We start from the raw sequence: 22901 nt of genomic DNA, 5'->3' as shown, positions 1-22901 counted from the left end.
CCCAATCCTCAGTCGTGATGCTCACGCACACCTGCCAGGAGCAAGCTCAGTACCCCCCACGCAATCATCCCTAGTGCAAAAACTTCCAGAATGGATTTAATCCGCTTTGGCTCAATTGCAACGTCCGGCGTATTGGGTTGCACTAACCTTTCCAGATAAATCTGTTTGCGTTCCGCTTCAGCGCGAGCGTTGTCAAGTGCGGCCATAGCCGAGGCCAACTGCTTGTCGGCAAATTGCGAATCAAGTTGGAGTCGCGCGTAAGCAGCGGCCTTGTTTGACAAGGAATCTTTCCCGCCAGTCACCCCGCCCGTTGCTCCTTCTATCTGCTTTTCGAGTGTGGCAATATTCGTCTTCAAGACCGGGATCTGCGGGTTTTGCGGCGAGATCGACTGCAACTGGATCAATTGAGTTTGGGCTGCGAACATCTGTTGTTGCAGCGCGGTGACTTGCTGCAACTGCATGGCAGACTGTCGATCGGGATCGAATACTGTGTGCGAATTACGATAGGTGGCTAATGCCGCAGCCGCGTCTTTGGCTTTGCCGGCCGCGGCGTCCATTTGGCTCTGAGCGAACTTAACCGTATCTTCGGACGCTCTGGCGTTCATTCGGTTGACCAATCGCTCGCTCATCTCAAGCAGCGTTTCGTTGATCTTTTCTGCGTCATTGGCCGTATATCCGCGAACTTGAAGTGTAGTAATCGCAGATGTCGAATCGAAATCGACCGTGACAATGTGCTTGCCGTAGTACTTCCACAACGCCTCGAAACTATCGTCGATACCACGTGAGAAGTGGCTCAGAAAGTCGCCATGATTCCCGTACCTGTCAGCAATATAGCCGCCTTGGTTCAACTCCTTAAGGGCATCGCGCGACTGAATGTAGTCGATGACGGGATACGTGTCGTCTTGCGCTCGTGAAAAGCCGGTGCCTTGTAGGAGTGCCCCCACTACGCTAGTCTGGCTTTGTCGTTGCGCGCTACGCACGACAAACCGGGACTCGGAGACGTAAACATCCGATGCGATCAGCCCGAAGTACACGATCGCTACGGTGGTCGGCACGACGACAGTCAGCGCAAAGATGCGGTTGACGCCCTTGATCCGTTCAACCAGCCCTTTCTTCTTCCCCGAGGGCGGCAGTGCCGCGTTGTTGCTAGATACAGTTTCCAACGTCTTATCCAACTTTGAGTGGTTCTTTTGGTTTCCCTGAGACCCGTCGGGCGAATCGATGGGAAGGGCTAGCTAACCCGCAAAAAGCTGCAGCCAAGGTCGGCGCAACCGTTTTTTGTGGGCCCAAACCTACTTTTTACGCGATGTCTTTGCCGAAGGTGATTGCGGAGCCTAACGATTTGTAAGTTTTGCGCGGCGGACGGACGCGCCTCACCCCATACAAGCAGGGCCGCCGATTATAACTACTGGAAATAGGCGGCGCCAACCAACTTCGTATCCTTCCAACAACTTTCCATAATTTGCATCGTGTTTGTTATTTTTTAAGTCTTAATGTTGTATTCTTCGGTCGCTGCTGAAGACCGGCGGCAACTAATCAAACAACTTCAAGATCTCGGGGGAAGAGCGCGTCGGTATCGCGTTCTTTTGGAAGAAGCTCGGGCCGCTTTCGACGCACTATATGCACTGCTCCTTTCTCGCCTTGCAAGGCACGGCTTCCCCGTTCTTTGGCCGACTTGCTGATGCACTTTGCGAGCGCGGCCACGCTGTACATCGGGTCAACTTCTGCGGTGGCGATCTGCTATACGCCGGGAGTAGCGACGCTTCGGATTTTCGCGGGCAAGCAGGGGAATTATCCGATTGGTATGTCAATCAAGTGAAAGTTGCCAGTTTCACCGACGTAATAATGTTCGGCGACTGCCGCGAAATCCATCGCCCAATCCACCCGATCGCCCAGTCGCACGGGCTGCGCGTCCACGTATTCGAAGAAGGCTACGTCCGCCCGCATTGGTTGACGTTGGAAAAGCACGGCGTAAACGGCCGCTCGCAGCTACCCCGCGACCCCGCCTGGTATATCGAGCAGCGCCGTTTCACGCCCTCGAGCCCGGCCGGAGAGCCCACCGGCTACAACCTTTTCGACCGCGCATTCCACGACATCCGCTACCGAGCCGCCAACACACTTTTCGCACCGCGCTTCCCGCATTACCGCAGCCATCGCCCCCGAAACGGCTTTTTCGAATATGCCGGCCTCGCTACCCGCGCATTGCGTCGGCGCCAGCATCACAAAGCCTCGGATCAAGTCACTCGCGAACTGCTGGACTCGAAGCGGCCGTATTACATCTTCCCGCTGCAACTGAATTCGGACGCGCAGATCGTCGTGCACTCACCATTCGATGGCGTGCGCGAGGCCATCACCCAGGTCCTGACGTCGTTCGCGACGCACGCGCCGGCGGACACCTGGCTCGTCATCAAGAACCATCCGCTCGATACTGGCCTGATCGACTACCGCAGCCACGCGCTGCAACTGGCGCGCGACCTCGCCATTGCCGATCGCCTGTGTTTCATCGACGCCGGCCATCTGCCGACGCTGCTCGACAACGCGCGCGGCGCGGTGGTGGTCAACAGCACGGTCGGCCTCTCCGCGCTGCACCACCGTCGCCCATTGATGGCGCTGGGTTCGGCCATCTACAACATGCCCAGCCTGACCTGGCAAGGCTCGCTCGACGACTTCTGGACCCAGGCCGACCAGCCGGACATGAACCTGTACCAGGCCTTCCTCGACTACGTCGTTCACCACACGCAAATCAACGGCGACTTCTACACGAAGACCGGCATCGCGATGGCGGTAGCTGGCGCGGTGCAACGCCTGGAGGCGGCTGCGCATGCGTAAAGCCGCGCCGCGCCACATCGTGATCACCGGCGCGAGCGCCGGTCTCGGTCGCGCGCTCGCATCCACTTACGCAGCGCCGGGCGTCGTGCTAGCCCTGATCGGCCGCGACGCGCAACGTCTTGAAGCCTCGGCACAAGCCTGCCGCGCAAAAGGCGCAAGCGTGCAGACCGCCCTGATCGACGTGCGCGACGCACAAGCCATGCAAACCTGGCTGCACCGTTTCGACGACGCGCATCCGATCGACCTGCTCATCGCCAACGCCGGCGCGGCCAGCACGCTCGCATCCGCGACCGACTGGGAAGACCTGGCGCGCACGGCCGCGATCGTCGACACCAACTTCTATGGTGCGATGCACGCGGTGCTGCCGGTCATCGCCCGCATGCAAGCGCGCAAACACGGCCACGTAGCGCTGATCAGCTCGCTTGCCGCGCTGCGTGGTATGGCGATTTCGCCGGCCTATTGCGCGAGCAAAGCGGCGATCAAAGCCTACGGCGATTCAGTCCGTCCGATCCTGTCGCGCGACGGCATTCGCATGTCGATCGTTCTACCAGGCTTCGTGAAGACCGCAATGAGCGACGTCTTTCCCGGCGACAAACCATTCCTCTGGTCCGCCGACAAAGCAGCCGAACACATCCAGCGCAAACTGGCAGCGGGGCGGGCCGAAATTGCATTCCCGAGCCTGCTCGCATTTGGGATGCGGCTGTTGCCGTTGCTACCCGCGGTCCTCGCCGATGCGATTCTCGGCGGGCTGTCGTATCTACCGCGCGAGGAGCATTGAGTGAACGCGACGCTCGCGCTCAGTTTCGCTGCCGCAGCCGGCCTCGCGTTTCTGCCAGAAGCGCTCGCGCAGCCGCGCGCGTCGCTGCGTCGCTCACCGTTTGCGTTTGCATTGCATGTCGCGGCAATCGCGTTCCTCTGCGTGTGCGTGTTGTTGATCACCGGGCGAGTGCGTTTTTCGGCGTTCGTCGCGATCGCACTGGTCGCGCTGCTGGCGGGCGTCAGCAACGCGAAATACGCGTCGCTGCGCGAGCCGTTCGTGTTCACCGACCTGAGCCTCTTCAGCCAGCTGTTCGCGCATCCGCGTCTTTATCTGCCGTTCTTGAGCCTGGGCACCGTCGTCGCGATCGTGCTCGGCATCGTTGTAGTTGTCGCAGCGTATGTCGCGGACACGCCGCTTGCGCATCGGCCCATCGCCGCGCTTTTGCTCGCCGCGTGCGCATCGATTGCGGTTGCCTACGCATGCGCCGCACGCCTGCCGCTAACACTGCGTGCCGTCGACGATCAGCAACGCCACGGTTTTTTCGCGGTTTTCATCGCGTATCTGCTGAACGGCATGCGCCCAGCCACCGTGCGTCAGTTACGCACCGCGCTTGCCAGCGGTCCGTTCGCGACCGGCACGCCAGGCACGATGCCCGACGTCATTCTGATCCAGAGCGAGTCGTTCTTCGACGCGCGGCGTCTGTCCATTTCTATCGATCCGTCGATCCTGCGCAACTTCGATCTCGCACGCCGTGAGTCTGTCCAGCATGGCGAGCTGACGGTGCCCGCATGGGGCGCGAATACGATGCGCACGGAGTTCGCGGTGCTGACGGGCGTCGACCAAACGCAACTCGGCTATGCGCGCTTTTACCCTTACGCTTTTGTGCGGCGCACGTGCGCGTCGCTCGCTTCGTGGTTCAAGCAGGGCGGCTATCAGACCCTCGCCATTCACCCGTATTACGCGGATTTCTTCGGTCGCGAGCGGGCCTTCAAACATCTGCAGATCGACCGCTTCGTCGACATCAAGGCGTTCGCCGACGCGCCGCGCGCAGGCCCGTACGTCGCCGACCTGGCGGTCGCGGATGCGATCGTCGAAGCGCTAGACGGACCGCGCGAAAAACCCGCGTTCATCTTCTCGATGACGATGGAAAACCACGGCCCGCTGCATCTGGAAACGGTTCGACCGGGCGAAGCCGCCGCCTTCCATTCGCTCGGCGACGACGAGCAATGGCGCGATCTGACCGTCTATCTGCGGCATCTGGCCAACGCCGACGAGATGCTCGGCCGGCTGCTCGACGCGCTGCGCGCGCGGCGCCGCGATACGGTGCTGTGTTTTTATGGCGATCACGTGCCGGCGCTTTCGCACGTGTACGCGCAATTTGACAACGAACCCGCACACAGCAACTACTTTATCTGGCGCAACTACGGTGATGCGCCAGCGACCCGAACAGATCTTTACGCCGGGCAACTTGGCGTCGCCCTCGTAGAAGCGCTCGCGCCGGCTGTATCGCGCGAGACGCCGACGCGCACGCTGCACCCAACAGAAGAACGATGACGAAACAGATTGCGATTGTGGGGATGGCCTGCCGTTTCCCCGGCCATGTTGAGAACCCGGAAGATTTCTGGGCGTTGCTGCGCGACGAAAAAGACGCGGTCACGCAAGTGCCGGCCGATCGTTTCGGCACGGAGTTTTACCAGCATCCGTCGAAGCGCGAAGCGGGCAAGAGCTATACGTTTTCCGCGGGCGTGCTCGACGACGTCGCCGGTTTCGACGCGTCGTTTTTCGGCATTTCGCCGCGCGAAGCGCAGCAGATGGACCCGCAGCAGCGTCTGTTGCTCGAACTCGCGTGGGAAACCTTCGAGGACGCGGGCGTGCGTCCGCGCGACATGGAAGGCAGCAATTGCGCGGTCTATGTCGGTGTCGCGAGCCCGGACTATGGCAATCGTTTCGTCGACGATCTGAACGCGGTGGACCCGTATTCGGCGACCGGCAACACGCTCAGCATCGCGTCGAACCGGCTGTCGTATCTGTTCGATCTGCGCGGGCCGAGCGTGTCGGTCGATACCGCGTGCTCGTCGTCGCTGGTCGCGCTGCACCAGGCGTGTCAGGCGCTGCAGGCGGGCGACGCCGAGGTGGCCATCGCGGGCGGCGTCAATCTGCTGCTGCACCCGTTCGGTTTCGTGACGTTCTCGAAGGCGTCGATGCTGTCGCCGCGCGGGCGCTGCCGTGCGTTCGACGCGACCGGCGACGGCTACGTCCGCTCGGAAGGCGGCGCGCTCGTGATGCTGAAGACGCTGGAGCGCGCACTCGCCGACGGCGACACGATTCACGCGGTCATCGCCGGTTCGGGCGTGAACTCGGACGGCTACTCGCAGGGCGGCATCAGCGTGCCGGGCGCGGCGACTCAGGCCGCGCTGCTGCGCACGGTGTATCAACGCGCGGGCGTCGATCCGCGCTCGCTCGCTTATGTCGAGGCGCACGGTACCGGTACTGCCGTCGGCGATCCGATCGAGGCGCGCGCGTTGATGAGCGTCGCGTCGGCGGGGCGGCCCGTCGATCGTCCGCTGCTGATCGGTTCGGTGAAGACCAACGTCGGCCACCTCGAAACCGCGTCGGGCATGGCCGGCCTGATCAAGGCGATCCTGTGCCTGAAGCATCGTGCGGTGCCGAAGACGCTGCATTTCGAAACGCCGAATCCGGCGATCGATTTCGTCGGCGGCCGGCTGCGGGTCGTCGATCATCTGACGCCACTCGAATCGCCCGACGGTGCGCACGCGCCGCTCGTGATCGGCGTCAACTCGTTCGGTTTCGGCGGCACGAATGCGCACGTCGTGCTGCGCGAGGCGCCGGTTTCGAGTGTCACCAATACCACGCAACCCGAAGGCGGCGCCGCGACAGCGCCACTCGCGCCGCTCGTGCTATCGACGCGCGCGGCGGCCGCATTGCCCGATCTCGCGGCACGCTATCTGGTGTCGCTCGATCAAGGCGCGTCGTGGAATCTGTTGGCCGCGAATGCCGCGCATCGTCGGCAATGGCTGAAGCATCGCGCGATCGTCGCGCCGTCGACGCTCGCCGAAGCGCGCGCGGCACTCGCCGCGCTGGCCTCGTCCACGCAAGAGCACGCGGACATGGCGCTCGTCAAAGGCGAAGCGCCGGCCGACGACGGCCGTCTCGCGCTCGTATTCTCCGGCAACGGCTCGCAGTGGGCCGACATGGGCAAGCAGTTGCTCGAACAGGAGCCGGTATTCAGCGCCGCACTGGAAGAACTCGACGCACTGTGGCGCGCCGACGGCAGCGCTTCGCTGCTCGATATGCTGCGCGAAGGCGTGAGCGCCGAGCGTCTCGCGGCCACCGAGCATTCGCAGCCGCTGCTGTTCGCGATCCAGGTCGGCGTGGTGCGCGTGCTCGAAGCGCGTGGCGTCCGGTATCACGTGTGCGTCGGCCACAGCGTCGGCGAAGTCGCGGCGGCGTGGGCGTCGGGCGCATTGACGCTCGCGCAGGCCGTGCGTGTGATCAAGATTCGCAGCCGCGCTCAGGCGAAAACGCGCGGCACCGGCCGAATGGCGGCCGCCGGTCTCGGCGAAGCGGCGATGCGTGCGTTGATCGCGCAACACAATCTGGACGCGACGGTGGAAGTTGCCGGCGTCAACAGTCCGCAGGCGGTCACGCTCGCCGGTCCGCTCGACGCGTTGCAAGCGCTCGAATCGGCCGTCAAGGCGAGCGGCCGCTTCTTCCAGATGCTCGATCTCGACTACGCGTTCCACAGTTGTCAGATGGACCCCATCGAGCTGGACGTACTCGCGGGTCTCGCGGACCTCGCGCCGAACGCAGTCGCACGCGGTTTCGTATCGACGGTGACGGGCGATGAACTCGCGGGCACCGAACTCGACGCGCGCTACTGGTGGCGCAATATCCGCGAGCCGGTGCGCTTCGGCGACGCGATTGCACGCATCGCGCAGAACGGCGTGCGTCTGTTCCTCGAGATCGGCCCGCATTCGATTTTGCGCACCTACGTCACGCAAACGCTCGACGACGCGCGCATCGCGGGCCGCTCGCTGGCGACGCTCAAGCGCAATCACGACAGCGCGGAGACGCTGCATCACGCGCTCCACGAGATGATCGCGAATGGCGCGAACGTCGACGTCGATCGTTTCGCGCCGCGTGCGTTGTTGAGCCAGCATGTGGCGCTGCCGTCGTATCCGTGGCAGCACGAACGCCACTGGCTCGGCCCGACCGCCGAGGCCTACAACCTCGTGTACCGCCGCCGCGAGCATCCGCTGCTCGGCTATCGTCTGCACGAGCATGCGCTCGCGTGGGAAAACCAGCTCGACCCGGCGGGTCTGCCGATGCTGGCCGATCACGTCGTCGATGGCGGCGCGGCATTTCCGGGCGCGGGCTACGTCGAGATGGCGCTCGCCGCCGCGCGCGTGCATTTCGGCACCGCGAGCTGTGCGCTCGAGAACGTCGAAATCCGTCTGCCGGTCGTGTTCCAGCCGCAGCATTCGAAGCTGTTCCGCTTCACCGTGGACGTGCGGACCGCGAACTTCGCGATCGAAACGCGCGATCGCATGTCGGACGAAGCGTGGTCGCTGAACGTGACCGGCCGTTTGCTCGCGAGCGGCTGCGCGCTCGGCGACACGGCGGCCAACTTGCCGCTGTTGGAACTGACGAGCCTGCTCGCGCAGCCGGCAATGTCCGGCGACACGCTGTACGCGAACACCGCCGCGATCGGCCTGAACTATGGACCCGCGTTCCGTTGGGTGCGCACGGTACACGTCGACGCGAACGCCGACATGGCCCTTGCCGAAGTGGACATGCCCGCGGTGCTCGCGCAGTCCGCCGACGCTGCTAACGCGTTCGCATTGCATCCGGCGCTGATGGACAGCGGCTTTCATCCGCTGTTCGCGCTGCTCGCCTCGCCGCGACACGGCGAGCTCGAGCATGCGGCCTATGTGCCGGTGCAACTGGGCCGCATCGACTATCTGCGCGGCGACGCGATCCGCTATGTGCTCGCGCGCATCGAGCGGCGCAGCCCGCATTCGGTCGTCGCATCGTTTGAATTCGCCGACGCGCAGGGCGCGGTCGTCGCGCGTCTGAGCGCGTGCCGCTTCCGCCGCGTCGATCTGCTGAGCCGGCGCCAGCAGGCGCCCGGACGCTATACGTATATCGTCGAAGCGAAGCCGCTTGCCGATGACGTGAACGCCCATGCGTTGCCCACGGCCGCCGCATTGCTCGCCGATGCGACGAGCGTGCTCGCCGCGCAGGAAGACGAAGCGCGCCGGCACACGCATCTGACCGAGATGTTGCCGCTGCTCGATGTGCTCGCGGGCGCCTACGCGTTGCAGGCGCTCGACGCGCTGGACGTGTTCGCGCAGCCGGCGCTGCCCGATTGCGCGCATCCGGCGTTGCTCGCGCGACTCGTGCAGATCGTCGTCGAAGATGGCCTCGCGCGTCGCGAGGGTACACGTCTCGTGCGCGACGACGGCGCCTGCGCGAACCTGCCCGCCATCGACGAGCTGTGGCGCGAGCTGCTCGCGCAATCGCCGGCGCACGTGGCCGAGCTGACGCTGCTCGCGCATTGCGGCGCGGCGCTGCCTGCCGTGCTACGCGGCGACGTGAGCGGCGCGCAGATCCTGCCGCCGTCGCGCAGCAGCCTCGTCGAGCATTTCTTCGAAGCGTCGCCGACGTGGACGCATGCGAACGCGCTGACCGCCGCGTGTGTGCATCGCGCGATCGAAAGCTGGAGCGAGCCGCGTCGTCTGCGTGTGCTCGAACTCGATTCGCCGCTCACCGACGTGCTGCAGCCGCTCGCGATTCACGTGCCGGTCTCGCGTTGCGATTACACGATCGCGGGTACGCGTGAACAGTTGAGCGGCTTCGACGCGAACGAGCATCCGTCGCTCCAAATCGCGACTGTCGAGTTCGGCGATGCGCCTCGTCTCGTCGGCGTCGACGCGAGCGAGCGCTACGACGTGGTCGTCGCGAGTCACGTGCTCGCGGCGCAAAGCGAGCCACGGGCGTTGCTCGCCGCGTTGCGCGGCTGGCTCGCGCCAGGCGCGCTGGTCGTGATCGCGGAGCCGCGCAATAGTCGATTTGCCGATCTCGTGTTCGATCTCGACGCGGACGCCGCGCATGCCAACGCCCGCCGCGCGGCGTGGCTGTCGCCGCAGGCGCTGACGCAATTGCTCGAACAGGCTGGCTTCGAACAGGTCGCACGGCATACGGAGCAGGGGCTCGATCTGGAAGGCGCACCGACACTGCTGGTGGCGCGCGCGCCGCTGGAAGTGGGTGGGAACGATGCGGCGGGCGCGAGTCAGACGAGCCCATCGCACGCGCACTGGTCGCTGCTCCACGCAATGCCCGACGCGATCGACGCCACGCTGGCCACGGCGCTGCAAGCCGCCGGCCACACAACGTCGAGCACGACGCTCCAGGCATTGCATCACGATATGAGCAAACTGGCCGCACCGGCCGGGGGTGGGCAGCACATCGCGCATCACGTGGTGTTCGTTGCACCGGATCAGCCATTGTCCGCCGACGCGGACGGCGCCGAAGTGATGCACACGCAGCAGCACACCACGCTCGCGCTCGCCCAGCTCGTGCGCGACCTGGCGGCGGTGTCGACCGAAATGCGCCCGCAACTGTGGATCGTCACACGCGGCGGCGCGCCGGTCGCGACGCCGTTCGTGGATGCCGCGTCGCTGCGTCCGGAGCAGGGCGCGCTGTGGGGGCTCGTGCGCGTGCTGGCCAACGAGCATCCCGACCTGTCGTGCCGTCTGATCGATGTGTGTGCGACGCAACGCGACGCGGGCGCGCTGCTCGCGCGCGAACTGCTCGCGTCCGACGGCGAGGAAGAAGTGCTGCTGACGCCGCGCGGCCGCTACGTGACGCGCATGCTGCCCACACCGAACGCGGCGCTGCGCGACATCGTGGCCGAACCGCTGCGTGCATGCAATGAAGCGGCGGTGCTCGGTTTCGCATCGCCGGGTTCGTTGCGCAACCTCGAATGGTTCGCGCTGCCGCAGCGCGAGCTCGCCGCGGACGAAGTCGAAATCGAACCGGTCGCGACGGGCCTCAATTTCCGCGACGTGATGTACGCGATGGGCCTGCTGTCCGACGAGGCCGTCGAAAACGGCTTCGCGGGCGCGACGGTCGGCATGGAGCTGTCCGGGCGCGTCGTACGCGTCGGCCGCGACGTGCAGCGTTTCGCGCCGGGCGATGCGGTGCTCGGTTTCGCGCCGGCGTCGTTCGCGAGCCACGTGCGCACCAAAGCGGAAGCGATCGCGCACAAGCCCGCGCGTCTGACGTTCGAGGAAGCGGCGACGGTGCCGACCACGTTCTTCACCGCGTACTACGCGCTGTGCGAGCTCGCGCGTCTGCGTCGCGGCGAACGTGTGCTCGTGCATGGCGCGGCGGGCGGCGTGGGGATCGCGGCGATCCAGCTCGCGCGACATCTCGGCGCGGAAGTGTTCGCGACCGCGGGCAGCCGCGAGAAGCGCGAATTCGTGCGTCTGCTCGGCGCCGATCATGTGTTCGATTCGCGCAGCCTCGCCTTCGCCGATGAAATCCGCGAACGCACGCGAGGCGCTGGGGTCGACATCGTGCTCAATTCGCTGGCCGGCGAAGCGATGGTGCGCAGCATCGACACGCTGCGTCCGTTCGGTCGTTTCCTCGAACTGGGCAAGCGCGATTTCTATGAAAACAGCCGCATCGGCTTGCGGCCGTTCCGTAACAACATCAGCTATTTCGGCATCGATGCGGACCAGTTGATGAGCGCATTGCCGGGGCTGACCGCGCGTCTGTTCGAAGACGTGATGCGGCTGTTCGCGGACGGCGTGCTGCATCCGCTGCCGTATCGCGCGTTCCCGGCCGAGCGCGTCGAGGAAGCGTTCCGCCATATGCAGCAGGCGCGGCAGATCGGCAAGATTCTGGTCACGTATCCGGCGGGCACGCCGCGTCCAACGCGTTCGGCGCGTTCGGCGCAGTCCGGCGCCACGTTGGAACTCGATCCGGCGGCCATCTATCTGATCGTCGGCGGCACGGGCGGGCTTGGCTTTGCGAGCGCGCGCTGGATGATGTCGCGTGGCGCGCGTCATCTGCTGCTCGCGAGCCGCTCCGGCACGCTCGCGCCCGAACTGGCCGACGAGGTCACGCGCTGGCGCGCGAGCAACGGCACGCAAGTGCGCACGGTCGCCTGCGACGTGACCGACGCGGCGGCGCTCGAATCGTTGCTTGCCGACCTCGCGCAACGCGGCACGCCGTTGAAGGGCGTGTTGCATTCGGCGATGGTGATCGACGACGGTCTGGTGCGCAATCTCGACGACGAACGCTTCGCCGCCGTGCTCGCGCCGAAGGTGGCGGGCGCATGGAATCTGCATCGCGCGACGCGCGGCTTGTCGCTCGATTTCTTCGTGGTCTATTCGTCGGCGACGACCTTCCTCGGCAATCCGGGGCAATCGAGCTACGTCGCGGCAAACAGCTTCCTCGAAGCGCTGGTCGCGCAGCGGCGCGCGGCTGGTTTGCCGGGCACCTGCATGGCATGGGGCCCGCTCGACGACGTCGGCTTCCTCGCGCGCAACGCGGACACACGTGAAGCGCTGCAGGCTCGCATCGGCGGCGTGTCGATCAGCTCGGCCGAAGCGATGGCCGCGCTCGAACGCGCGCTGGTCGCGATGCATGCGGGCGAGGCGGTGGTGCGGCTCGATTGGCATGCGCTCGCGCTCGGCATGCCGGCGGCGCGCGCGCATCGCTACACCGAGCTGCAGGCGCGCGGCGCTCACGAACCGGCGCATCAGGGCAGCGTGCAGATGCGCGAGCAGATCGCGGCGATGCCGTTCGACGACGCGCAGCGATTGGTCGAGGAGGCGTTGCAGGCGCAGATCGCGCGCATCCTGCACATGTCGCCGGAGAAGATCGAAACCGGCCGCTCGATTCTCGACATGGGCATGGATTCGCTGATGGGCATGGAGCTCGGCATGGCCGTCGAAGAACGCTTCGAGGTCAAGCTGTCGATCATGACGATGGCCGAAGGCGCGACCGTGCATTCGCTCGCGCAACGGATCGCCGAGTCGATCCAGACGCAGGATGACACGGCCGAGCCGAACGGCGCCGCCGCGCAGATGGCGGCGCAGGTCGCGGCGGTCGCCGCGCAGCATGCGCTCGATGTCGGCGCCAACGCGCTGGCCGACGTGGCCGATGCGCTGTCCGCTCAGTCGAGCGCGACGGAGCTGGTCTGATGCGCGCGCCCGCGGGCTGGAGTCATCGCGAGGGGACACTCGCGCGCGTGCTGAGCGTGAGCGGCCATGGCCTGCATACGGGCCGGCGCGTGAACGTGCGGATCCTGCCGGGCACAGTCAGCAGTCCGCGCGGCATCGTGTTCCGGCGCATGCAACACGGCCACGCGCTGGCCGAATTCGCGGTGAATCCCGCGCTGCGGCGCGGGCAGCCGCTGTGCACGATGCTCGAAGCGGCCAATGGCGTGCGCGTGCGCACGGTCGAGCACCTGCTGGCTTCGCTGCTGGCGTGCGAAATCGATCGCGCGACGGTCGAGCTCGACGCCGAGGAAGTGCCGATTCTCGACGGCAGCGCGCAACCCTGGCTCGACGAGATTCGCGCGTGCGGACGCATCGAGCTGCCGCATGCGAAGCGTTTCATTCGCGTGCTGCGGCCCGTGCGGATCGCCGACGGCGCCGGCACGCGCGACGAACGCAGCATGTCGATCGAACCGGCCGCCGCCTATGAGATAAGCGTGCGCAACGATCTGAAGGGCTTCGGCGAATTGCGCTGGGACGGCGCGCTGACGCCCGCGAGCTTCGCGGGCGAAATCGCGCCGTCGCGGTCGTATGGGCGCGTCAAGTGGGCGATCCCGGCGATCGCGGCCGGCTACGTGCGCGGCGTACCGATTCTGCGCGGCGCGCGGCTGTCGTGCACGGCGGCGATCGTCGGCAATCGGGTGCTCGGCGGCATGCGCGTGCCCGACGAGTTCGTGCGCCATCGCGTGCTCGACCTGGTCGGCGACATGGCGATGGCCGGCGCGCCATTGCTGGGCCGCGTGAGCGCGTTGCGGCCGAGTCACGAAATGAACTACCGGCTCGTCGCCGCGCTGCTCGCGGATCGCGATGCGTGGGAATGGGCAGAATTCGCGGGCTGAACGTACAGGATTAGCGAAACACTATGGGACTGGGTGATCACCTTCGCCAGCAACTCGCCGCCAAGGCGTTGATGAGGCAGCTCGAACGCGTGTCCGACGACGCGCGCGAACCAGGCGCGCCGCTCGCGGCGAGCGGCACTGGCGCGGCGCAGGACGCCGCGCGCGCCGAGCTGTGCAGCTTCGAAAGCATGCCGGGTTATCAGCAGGTCGAGATCCTGCGGCAGATGGGCGACAAACTGCAGGTGCAGTCGCCGTTCTTTCGCGTGCATGAAGGCGTGGCCGGCGCGACGACGCGCATCGGCGGCGCCGAGTATCTGAACTACGCGAACTACAACTATCTCGGTCTCGCCGGCGATCCGCACGTGTGCGCGCGGGCGAAACAGGCGATCGACCGCTATGGCACGTCGGCGTCGGCGAGCCGCATGGTGGCGGGCGAGCGACCCGTGCAGCGCGAACTCGAAACGGCGCTCGCGTCGTTCTACGAGGCCGACGATTGCGTGGTGTTCGTCAGCGGCCACGCGACCAACGTGACCGTAATCGGCTCGCTGTTCGGTGCCGGCGACCTGATCGTGCACGACTCGCTCGCGCACAACAGCATCGTGCAGGGCGCGCAATTGAGCGGCGCCAAACGGCTGAGCTTTCCGCACAACGACTGGCAGGCGCTCGACGCGTTGCTCGCCCGTGTGCGGCACGATTACCGGCGCGTGCTGATCGCGATCGAAGGTCTGTACAGCATGGACGGCGACATTCCCGATCTCGCGCAATTCGTCGACATCAAGCGCCGTCATGCGGCCTTCCTGATGGTCGACGAAGCGCATTCGCTCGGCGTGCTCGGTGAGCGCGGCAAGGGCGTGCGCGAGCATTGCGGCGTCGCGAGCGGTGACGTCGATATCTGGATGGGCACGCTCAGCAAAACGCTGGCCGGTTGCGGCGGGTTTATCGCCGGCACGCAGGCGTTGATCGATATCCTGCGCCATCTCGCGCCGGGCTTCCTGTATAGCGTGGGACTCGCGCCCGCGTTGGCGGCGGCATCGCTCGCGGCGCTGGAACGTCTGATCGCCGAGCCCGAGCGGGTCGCGCGCTTGCGTACACGCGGGCGGCAGTTCATCGACGAAGCGCGTGCCGCCGGTCTCGATACTGGCAAGAGCGCGGGATATGCGGTCGTGCCGATCATTACCGGCAGCACGCTGAAGGCCGCGCAATGGGCGAACGCGATGTTTGCCGAAGGCGTCAACGTGCAGCCGATCTTCTATCCGGCCGTCGAGGAAAAAGCTGCGCGCCTGCGCTTTTTCATCTGCTCGACGCACGAACCCGAGCAGATCAGCCGCACGATCGTCGCGCTCAAGCGCATCGCTCGCTAATCACACCGCAACGAATCAAACACGGGGCAACCTGTCATGTATGCCGTAGATCTTGCGCGCGCGGATTCGCCCGATCGCGAACCCGAACCGGTCGCGCTGCGCTGTCGTGCCGCGCGCGCAGACGATGCCGAAGCGTGCGCGCCGCTCGTGTTCGCATCGGGCGTGCGCGAATTCGGCTTCTTTCTCGGCAAGCCGGCCGATGCGTGCATCGAGTTTCTGGCGTTTGCGTTTGCATCGAAGCTCGGACGCTTTTCGTATCGACGCCACCGTGTGGCCGTGACCGAGGACGATCGGCCGGTCGCGGTGCTCGCGTTGCATGACGGACGACACACATGGTTCGACGATCCGCACGTCGCGCTGATGCTGCTGCTGTTCTTCGGTCTGCGTCGTACGGTTCGCATGCTGTTGCGCGGCCTCGTGCTCGAAAGCGAATTGCCTGCGCCGAAGTCGTCGCAGAGGTTGATCGCGCATTGCGCGACGCATGAACGCCTGCGTGGCGCGGGTGTATTCAGCACGCTCTTTGCGGATGCGATGCGCGCGCGGGAGTTGATGAATTCGCAGACTCGCGCGGCGCATGGCGAACACGATCCGCAACAGCTCGTGCTCGACGTGCTGGTGAGCAACAGGCGCGCATACGCGCTGTACCGGCGTCTTGGGTTCGTCGAATTGCCGCGCCGGGCGCCGCTTTCGGCGCGTCTGCCGCGCCAGCTCGAGTCGGTGCGCATGCAGTGGTTGGGAAGAAATGAGAGGCGTCGCAGCGACGGCGAAAAACATACGACGCACAGCACGCGTCAAACGCGCGATGCAGTCGATTGATAGGACACAAACGAGGACCTGAACATGCACATCCATCCCGTAATTCTCTGCGGCGGCAGCGGCACGCGACTGTGGCCGATGTCGCGCGGCGGCTATCCGAAGCAGTATCTGGCACTGACCGGCGAACACACGCTGGTCCAGCAAACCGCGTTGCGCCTGCGCGGCATCGATGGTGTCACCGCGCCGATCGTCGTCACGAACAACGAGCAGCGTTTTCTGGTCGCAGAGCAACTGCGTCAGGTCGACGTGGGTTCGTCGCGCATCGTGCTGGAACCGGCGAGCCGCAATACGGCACCGGCCATCGCCGTGGCGGCGTTGCTCGCGATGCGCGACACGCCCGACGCGTTGCTGCTCGTGCTGCCGTCCGATCACGTGATCGCCGGCGAGGCCGCCTTCGTCAAGGCGGTCGAAGCGGCAGCACAGATCGCGAACGACGGACGTCTGGTCACGTTCGGCATTGCGCCGACCGAGCCGCATACCGGCTACGGTTACATTCGCGCGGGCGCGGCGCTGATCGAAGGCACGCAGACGTTCGCGGTCGATTCTTTCGTCGAGAAGCCCGATGCCGCGACCGCTCAGCGCTTCATCGATGAGGGCCGCTACTACTGGAATAGCGGCATGTTCATGCTGAAGGCGTCGACCTATATGGACGAACTGCGCCGCTACGAGCCGGACATCGCGCGTCAGGCCGAGCTGTCGTTGCACAGCGCGCAGCAGGATTGCGATTTCGTGCGCCTCGATGCCGAGGCGTTCGCCGCGTGCCCGAACCTTTCCGTCGACCACGCGGTGATGGAGAAGACCCAGTGCGCGGCCGTCGTCGCGGTCGCCGATCTTGGCTGGAACGACATCGGTTCGTGGACCGCGCTCGCCGACATCGCCGAGCGCGATGCGCAGAACAACGCGCTGATCGGCGACGTGCTGACCGACGCGGTCAGCAACTCGTACATTCGCGCCGAGCATCGGCTCGTGGCGGCGATCGGGCTCGAGAACGTCGTGATCGTCGAGACCGCGGACGCGGTGCTGGTCGCGCATCGGGACCAGGCGCAGGACGTGAAGAAGATCGTCGCGCAACTCAATGCGATGGGGCGTCACGAGTCGGTCACGCATCGTCGCGTGGTGCGGCCGTGGGGTTCTTATGAAGGCATCGATAGCGGCGAGCGCTTCCAGGTGAAGCGCATCGTCGTCAATCCGGGCGCGCAGTTGAGTTTGCAGATGCATCATCATCGCGCCGAGCACTGGATCGTCGTCAAGGGCACCGCGCTCGTGACGAACGGCGACAAGGAAATCATGCTGACCGAGAACCAGTCGACCTATATTCCGCTCGGCGTCACGCACCGGCTGTTGAACCCCGGCAAGATTCCGCTCGAGTTGATCGAGGTTCAGTCGGGCGCTTATCTCGGGGAGGATGACATCGTGCGGTTCGAGGATACGTACGGGCGCGTGGCGAAGGTTTGACGCCCTACATCTAACCTCTCCGCCGCATCTCGGAGGCCAGCGGTCGAAAGACTGATGGCCTTTTTCATGTGCGCCGAGCATGGGTCAACACTTGCGGTGAAAGTCCCATCGCAAGTTGATCAAAGCGAGCGAAGCAAAACGCGGCTGAAAAAGGACAGCCGATTGTGGTGAGGAAGCGGGGAGCGGATCACTCCCGGCATGGCTTACTTCAGGTTTGCCCCGCGTGCGTTTCAGCGCGATTCAAGCGATCCGGCATCGGTGCACAGCTCAAGATTTTCCATTGCACGCAAGTGAGCCAACATCATCTCCAAATCCATTTTCAAGGCGTATGACATTCGTGGCGTAATCGGCAAGACGCTCGACGCCGAAGCCGCGCGTTCCATCGGTAGCGCATTCGGCAGTGAAGTGCGCGCGCAGGGCGGCGACGCGGTCGTGGTCGCGCGCGACGGACGCCTGTCCGGACCGTAGCTGATCGGTGCGCTGTCCGACGGCCTGCGTGCGGCCGGCGTCGACGTCGTCAACGTGGGCATGGTGCCCACGCCGGTCGGCTACTTCGCGGCAAGCGTACCGTTGAAGCTCGCGAGCGGCGAGCGTCGCGTGGACTCGTGCATCGTCGTGACCAGCAGCCACAATCCGCCGGACTACAACGGCTTCAAGATGGTGCGGCGCGGCGCGGCCAATTACGGCGAGCAGATCCTCGCGCTGCACCAGCGCATCGTCGACCAGAACTTCGCCGACAGCAGCGGCAGCTACACCGAGTACGACATCCTCGAAGACGTGATTCGCGCGCTGAAGGAAACGGATGCCGAAACCGGCTTCGCGTTCGACGGCGACGGCGACCGCCTTGGCGTCGTCACCAAAGACGGCCACAGCATCTACCCGGACCGTCAGTTGATGCTGTTCGCCGAAGAAGTGCTGTCGCGCAACAAGGGCGCGCAGATAATTTACGACGTGAAGTGCACGCGCAATCTGGCGAAGTGGGTCAAAGACAAGGGCGGCGAGCCGCTGATGTGGAAGACCGGTCACTCGCTGGTGAAAGCGAAGCTCCGCGAAACCGGCGCGCCGCTGGCCGGTGAAATGAGCGGCGACGTGTTCTTCAAGGACCGCTGGTACGGGTTCGACGACGGCCTGTACACCGGTGCGCGTCTGCTCGAAATCCTCACACGCGTCGCGGACCCGAGCAAGCTGCCGAACTCGCACTCCACGCCCGAGCTGCAAGTGAAGCTCGAAGAAGGCGAGAACTTCGAGTTGATCGCACGTTTGCAGCAGAACGCGAAATTCACCGGCGCGGACAACGTCGTGAAGATCGACGGTCTGCGCGTCGAGTATCCGGACGGCTTCGGCCTCGCGCGTTCGTCGAATACGACGCCGGTCGTCGTGATGCGTTTCGAAGCCGACAACGACGCGGCGCTCAAACGCATCCAGTACGACTTCCGCCGCGTGATTCTGGCGGAGAAGGCCGATGCGAAACCGCCGTTCCGACGGCTGATGCGGCGCCGCGCTTCGAAGTTCGTCAAGACGGCTCGAAGCGCCGCCGCTACCGAACGCGGCGCCGGTTGCCCTACCGCGCCGCGTTTTTCATGTCTTTTATATGTGACGCACGCCCGCTGATGATCTGAAGGCGTTGGCCTACGAAGGGAGACCGGTCCGGAAGATGACGACTGATTCAGGATGGTCCGCCTCAAACACTGGCTCCGTGAGCCGATCCGCTTCATATGCCAATTCGTCGCCCGCAGCCGCCACCCGAAGTGCACAATACCCGGAGGCCCACACCGAACCCACACGCCAGGGAGCACGCATGATCCGGCCCAAACTCATCGAATACTGCGACGCGTGGCCCGAAGTCAAAACTGCGTGTACGGGTCAGATCACGTAGCTCCTGGATCGCCGCCGGCGGAACGAAGCTTGAACGCTGCTCGTGCAGATCGAGACGACACGTGGGTATCAGTCGTTCCTCGACGGGCTTCGTCTGGCTGGGGGCATGGACACCTCCTCTGGAGGCGGCGACGAAGCTGGCAAAAGTGAAGGTCGAGTACACGGGCGGCACGACGATCACCGAACGCGTGACCTGACCCGGAAACGGGGCAGGTGAACTTGCCGCCGCGCCTGGAATCGCTGCTGAAAGTCATGGAAGAGACCGAGTGCTCACCAGCGTTCGAGCTTCATTTCCAAGGGGTCGCCTTGCCGGTCGTTTTAATCCGGGCGGAACCCACAGGGTCAAGGTCCCGGTCGAGCTTCAACAGGGCTTCGAACAGGTGCTTCGTGCCGTCTTGTATCCATCAAAAGACCAACGTCATCAGAACGGCCGATACATGCATACATTGTCTGCGGCATCTATCGGCGGTGCGGTCGGATACGTCCACGCTGCTGCTGCGCTCGACATGCCGACTATTCTGGGCGCAGTAGGCCTGGGCGCACTTGGGATACTATTGTGGTACGGTGGACTGGTGGCGATGAAAGGAGATTGAAATGGTGGCAAACATCATCACTCTCGTTGTTGGCGTGGCCATTGCAGCTTTTTTCATGTGGACGGGCGAAAATGGCCGGCGCGCCGATCGCGAACGCGAGTGGGGCAAACGCGACTGAAAAATTGGCCTTGCGCTGAATTGCAGGTATAGGGCTGCACCCTTCGGGGGAGCGGCTTTTTTTCGTCTTTTTCGACCATTGAGCGCGCCTTCGGGCGCGCTTTTCTTTTTGTGAGATCAAAAATGAACCATGCATCCGTAAAGCCTGTGGGCTACCGGCAGTCCGTTGCCGTTGCCTCGGCGACCGGAAACGGAGGCGTCGTTGCCGCGATCGCCGGCGCACGCGCCGATGCGTTGCCGTGCCATCAGCGGCTGGACGTCGAAGGCAAGACCGTCAGCCAAGTCTGTTCGTTGCTCTGCAAGGTGTTGCGCGGGACGGAGCTTGAGCCGGAGTGGCTCGTGGCTGCGAACACGCTCGGCGATCCCAACGAGGCAACCAGCGGCGCGCGCATGGACCGGATCTGGCCCGCGCACAGCGTCTGGAATCGCGTGGCTGTCTACGTTGACATTGGCAGATCCGAGGGCTAGATCGTCCACGTCGACTGGATAACGCGCACGGAATTGCCGGACGTTGTCGGCCGCGGATTCGCCATGATGCCGCTTCTGCGTGCCAAGGTGTTCGTTGCAGATCGGGCATGGCAACTCGCGCGCTTCATCGCCAACGCGATCGACGTCGCTTAACGCCTTTTTCTCGCGTCGCAAGGCGCAACCGTCATTCAACCCTTCTGCGGGCACTCGGCCCGACAAGGGAACGATTGCCCGTTTTTTCTGTTCCGGAGCAATCGTGTATCAACTTTCCTTCGCTCGTCTTTCCCCCTCCATCGGTACGCTGCTCGAAGTACTGGCAGTCTTCAGAACCGACGCTCGCCTGCTTGAGCTTGAATCGTCAGAGATCGTGCTGCAGCACGGCGGCCGGCCCGTTCAGGTGATCCGCCACAACGGAGCACTCACGGTGCGCAGGCCTGGCACTGCCCGCGACGTTTTCCTTTCCCTGATCGATGAGGTCGACGGCGCCTACTTCCGGCCAGACGGCGTTCTGCAGGCTGCATGGCAGATCCGACGTTCACACTGGAATCTGCTGTATGACGCGTTCGACCTCACATCTAAACCCCGCCTGATTTTCTCGTCCGAGCAGGTCGAGGCGGCGGCTGATGCGCGAGGCCGTCTCGACCTCTTCGAACTGGTGCAGTGTGAATGCCAGTGCCGGTTCGGGTTTCGCTATGCGGGGCCTGAGTACGGTCGCACCCGGCATCGCAACGGGCGGCATGAAGTTCACGTCGCGTACGCACTTGCGGAAGGCTGGGCTGTTCCTGAATCGGTGCTCTACGAGTATCAGCCCGTGTGCCAGCATCGGGGGCGTTCATATAAATTATGTTGGCCGGCGCTCATCTTGTTTGACGCGCGGCACCAGCCAGTCCGACAGCGCTAACACTCGCTTGGTGGTACTGCAGAAGCTCTGCACTTCATGATGTTCTGACGCAGACATAAAACGGACGCAGGCGACGATGATCTCCTTATGTATGTCCAGTCCGGCGCAGCGCGGATAGAGCACTTGCATGCTGCCCTCCTGCAAGATCGAGAATGGCGGCGGCGACAACCCTCCTTATTGGATTCTGGTAAGCGTGCTCCGGCAGGGCGACACCCACCGTCGGGCACAATTCGGGGTGCTCGCAGGGTTGCAGGTCAAACTCTCAAGCAGGCTCAGTGCATCAGATAATGAGCCGACCTTCGCGACCGCTGCTTCGTGTTCTTATTCCTGCCCAGGTCCGGCTGCAGTGGTCGTTCGCTTCATCCTTCGGTGTCGGGCAGAACCCGATGAATCATTCCCAAGAATTGGAGCTTCCACCAAACCGTGGGCGGTTCACTTGGCTGGCGTCGAGCTCATTCGGGCTCCTCTAAATTTTATTTTCCATGCACCCTGATGACGTTGTCTGGCGCAGGCTTGACTTTGCGATTTTGTGTAAATACTTGGTTAGCGAATGTCCTCTGGAAAGAGGCGATCGCTAACCTCGTTAATCAGGAGAGTTCAGATGACGTTTGATGAAACGCCTCGATGCAAGCGCGGCGGCAATCTCGTGTGTACTGACTGTGAATGCATTTTTGAGATGCGCGCGCATGGACGACACGAAGGGCGATGCACCGTCAAATACGCGATTGCCAAATCCACAGAAGATAGAGAGATCAAGGGGGCAGTGCGAGGCTTGCATTGCCGACGTTGCATGGTGGGATGCGTCGACGAACCCGACAATTGGCTAGCTTCCTATGTCCGTACGAAGCTAAGAGCGATGGCGGGCGATGGATTTTCGGTATCCCGCCACACCGCTGAGCTTACCGCGCACGCGTTGCAGGATCATTTCCTTTGGGAGACGGATGCCGTGCTAAAGCGAATCCTCGATCTTGCAGCCCTAAGGTATTTGCGTGATGGATCGAGCACCATCACGCAAGAGGACGTCAAGCTAGTGTCTTGAGTTAAAAATTCATTGAATGATGCCGATCACGTACTAAAGTGTCCTGTGTGGCACTTGATACGAGGAGGCGACGATGAGCGGACGGCCCAAAGGGGAACTCGTGCTGAGCGAATCGGAGCGCGAAGAACTGCAAGCGCTGACGATGCGACGCAAGACCGCACAGGCCCTGGCATTGCGGGCGCGCATCGTGCTGGCCTGTGCCGATGGCATGGACAACAGGGCAGTTGCGGCGAAACAGCGGGTCACTCAGCAGACGGTTTCGAAGTGGCGGGCGCGGTTCGTGATCCATCGTCTGGACGGACTGCTCGATGCACCTCGGCCCGGCGCGCCGAGGACGATTGATGACGCGCGCGTCGATGCGGTTATCGCGAAGACGCTCGAGTCCGTGCCTCCCGGAACGACTCACTGGAGCACGCGCACAATGGCTCGCGAGATGAAATTGTCGCAAACGGCGGTCACGCGGATCTGGCGTGCTTTTGGATTGCAGCCGCATCGGCAGGAAACGTTCAAGCTCTCCAGCGATCCGATGTTCGTCAA

15 protein-coding genes and 1 pseudogene are annotated in these 22901 nt (G+C 64.1%); 15 read left to right on the top strand and 1 reads right to left on the bottom strand.

Going from position 1 to position 22901, the window contains the following annotated elements; genetic code table 11:
• Positions 1-8 precede the first annotated feature (8 nt).
• On the bottom strand, positions 9-1163 hold the full coding sequence (locus F6X42_RS33980; RefSeq protein WP_187638368.1) for a KpsE/RkpR family capsule polysaccharide export protein: 1155 nt from the start codon (positions 1161-1163) through the stop codon (positions 9-11).
• Positions 1164-1620: 457 nt separating this feature from the next.
• Here F6X42_RS33980 and F6X42_RS33975 point away from each other — a divergent pair, with 457 nt between their 5' ends.
• The 15 genes and pseudogenes from F6X42_RS33975 to F6X42_RS33910 all read left to right on the top strand — a co-directional run.
• A complete protein-coding gene (locus F6X42_RS33975; protein ID WP_187638367.1) occupies positions 1621-2829 on the top strand; it encodes a capsule polysaccharide biogenesis protein in 1209 nt (402 codons plus the stop codon).
• The gene (locus F6X42_RS33970; protein ID WP_187638366.1) at positions 2822-3607 is read left to right on the top strand and encodes an SDR family NAD(P)-dependent oxidoreductase; all 786 of its coding nucleotides are present in this window, start codon (positions 2822-2824) and stop codon (positions 3605-3607) included. The genes F6X42_RS33975 and F6X42_RS33970 overlap by 8 nt, the downstream gene beginning before the upstream one ends.
• Positions 3608-5143: an LTA synthase family protein gene (locus F6X42_RS33965; RefSeq protein ID WP_187638365.1), complete on the top strand. Its 1536-nt coding sequence runs from the start codon at positions 3608-3610 to the stop codon at positions 5141-5143.
• Positions 5140-12825, top strand: a complete 7686-nt coding sequence (locus F6X42_RS33960) for a type I polyketide synthase (RefSeq protein ID WP_187638364.1) — start codon at positions 5140-5142, stop codon at positions 12823-12825. Before F6X42_RS33965 ends, F6X42_RS33960 begins: the two co-directional genes overlap by 4 nt.
• Entirely contained in the window at positions 12825-13739 is a 915-nt protein-coding gene (locus tag F6X42_RS33955; protein ID WP_187638363.1) for a UDP-3-O-acyl N-acetylglycosamine deacetylase, read from the top strand. The genes F6X42_RS33960 and F6X42_RS33955 overlap by 1 nt, the downstream gene beginning before the upstream one ends.
• Before the next feature lie 23 nt (positions 13740-13762).
• Positions 13763-15100 carry an aminotransferase class I/II-fold pyridoxal phosphate-dependent enzyme gene (locus tag F6X42_RS33950; protein ID WP_187638362.1) on the top strand — a complete coding sequence of 446 codons (1338 nt, stop codon included), beginning with the start codon at positions 13763-13765 and terminating at the stop codon, positions 15098-15100.
• Positions 15101-15136: 36 nt separating this feature from the next.
• Positions 15137-15916 carry a GNAT family N-acetyltransferase gene (locus F6X42_RS33945; protein WP_246530346.1) on the top strand — a complete coding sequence of 260 codons (780 nt, stop codon included), beginning with the start codon at positions 15137-15139 and terminating at the stop codon, positions 15914-15916.
• Between the two features lie 24 nt (positions 15917-15940).
• Positions 15941-17371: a mannose-1-phosphate guanylyltransferase/mannose-6-phosphate isomerase gene (locus F6X42_RS33940; RefSeq protein WP_187638361.1), complete on the top strand. Its 1431-nt coding sequence runs from the start codon at positions 15941-15943 to the stop codon at positions 17369-17371.
• 300 nt (positions 17372-17671) lie between these two features.
• Positions 17672-18850, top strand: a pseudogene (locus F6X42_RS33935) (phosphomannomutase/phosphoglucomutase); the annotation flags it as partial.
• 458 nt (positions 18851-19308) lie between these two features.
• On the top strand, positions 19309-19443 hold the full coding sequence (locus F6X42_RS45365) for a hypothetical protein (protein WP_281394067.1): 135 nt from the start codon (positions 19309-19311) through the stop codon (positions 19441-19443).
• A 69-nt stretch (positions 19444-19512) separates the two neighbouring features.
• Positions 19513-19839 (top strand): hypothetical protein, encoded by a 327-nt coding sequence (locus F6X42_RS33930; RefSeq protein ID WP_246530345.1) that lies wholly within the window; start codon positions 19513-19515, stop codon positions 19837-19839.
• Positions 19840-20079: 240 nt separating this feature from the next.
• A complete protein-coding gene (locus tag F6X42_RS33925) occupies positions 20080-20424 on the top strand; it encodes a hypothetical protein (protein ID WP_187638360.1) in 345 nt (114 codons plus the stop codon).
• 256 nt (positions 20425-20680) lie between these two features.
• Complete coding sequence (locus F6X42_RS33920) at positions 20681-21325, top strand: hypothetical protein (RefSeq protein WP_187638359.1); 645 nt, start codon at positions 20681-20683, stop codon at positions 21323-21325.
• A 601-nt stretch (positions 21326-21926) separates the two neighbouring features.
• Positions 21927-22364, top strand: coding sequence for a hypothetical protein (locus tag F6X42_RS33915; protein WP_187638358.1), 438 nt, complete (start codon positions 21927-21929; stop codon positions 22362-22364).
• Between the two features lie 73 nt (positions 22365-22437).
• Positions 22438-22901 (top strand): helix-turn-helix domain-containing protein (locus F6X42_RS33910; RefSeq protein ID WP_187638357.1); only part of this gene is annotated, 464 nt, incomplete at its 3' end.

It is taken from the genome of Paraburkholderia podalyriae (assembly GCF_014397785.1).
Lineage (GTDB): Bacteria > Pseudomonadota > Gammaproteobacteria > Burkholderiales > Burkholderiaceae > Paraburkholderia > Paraburkholderia podalyriae.
The sequence above is the reverse complement of the archived record's forward strand: the minus strand, read 5'-3'. Positions and strand labels throughout refer to the sequence as shown.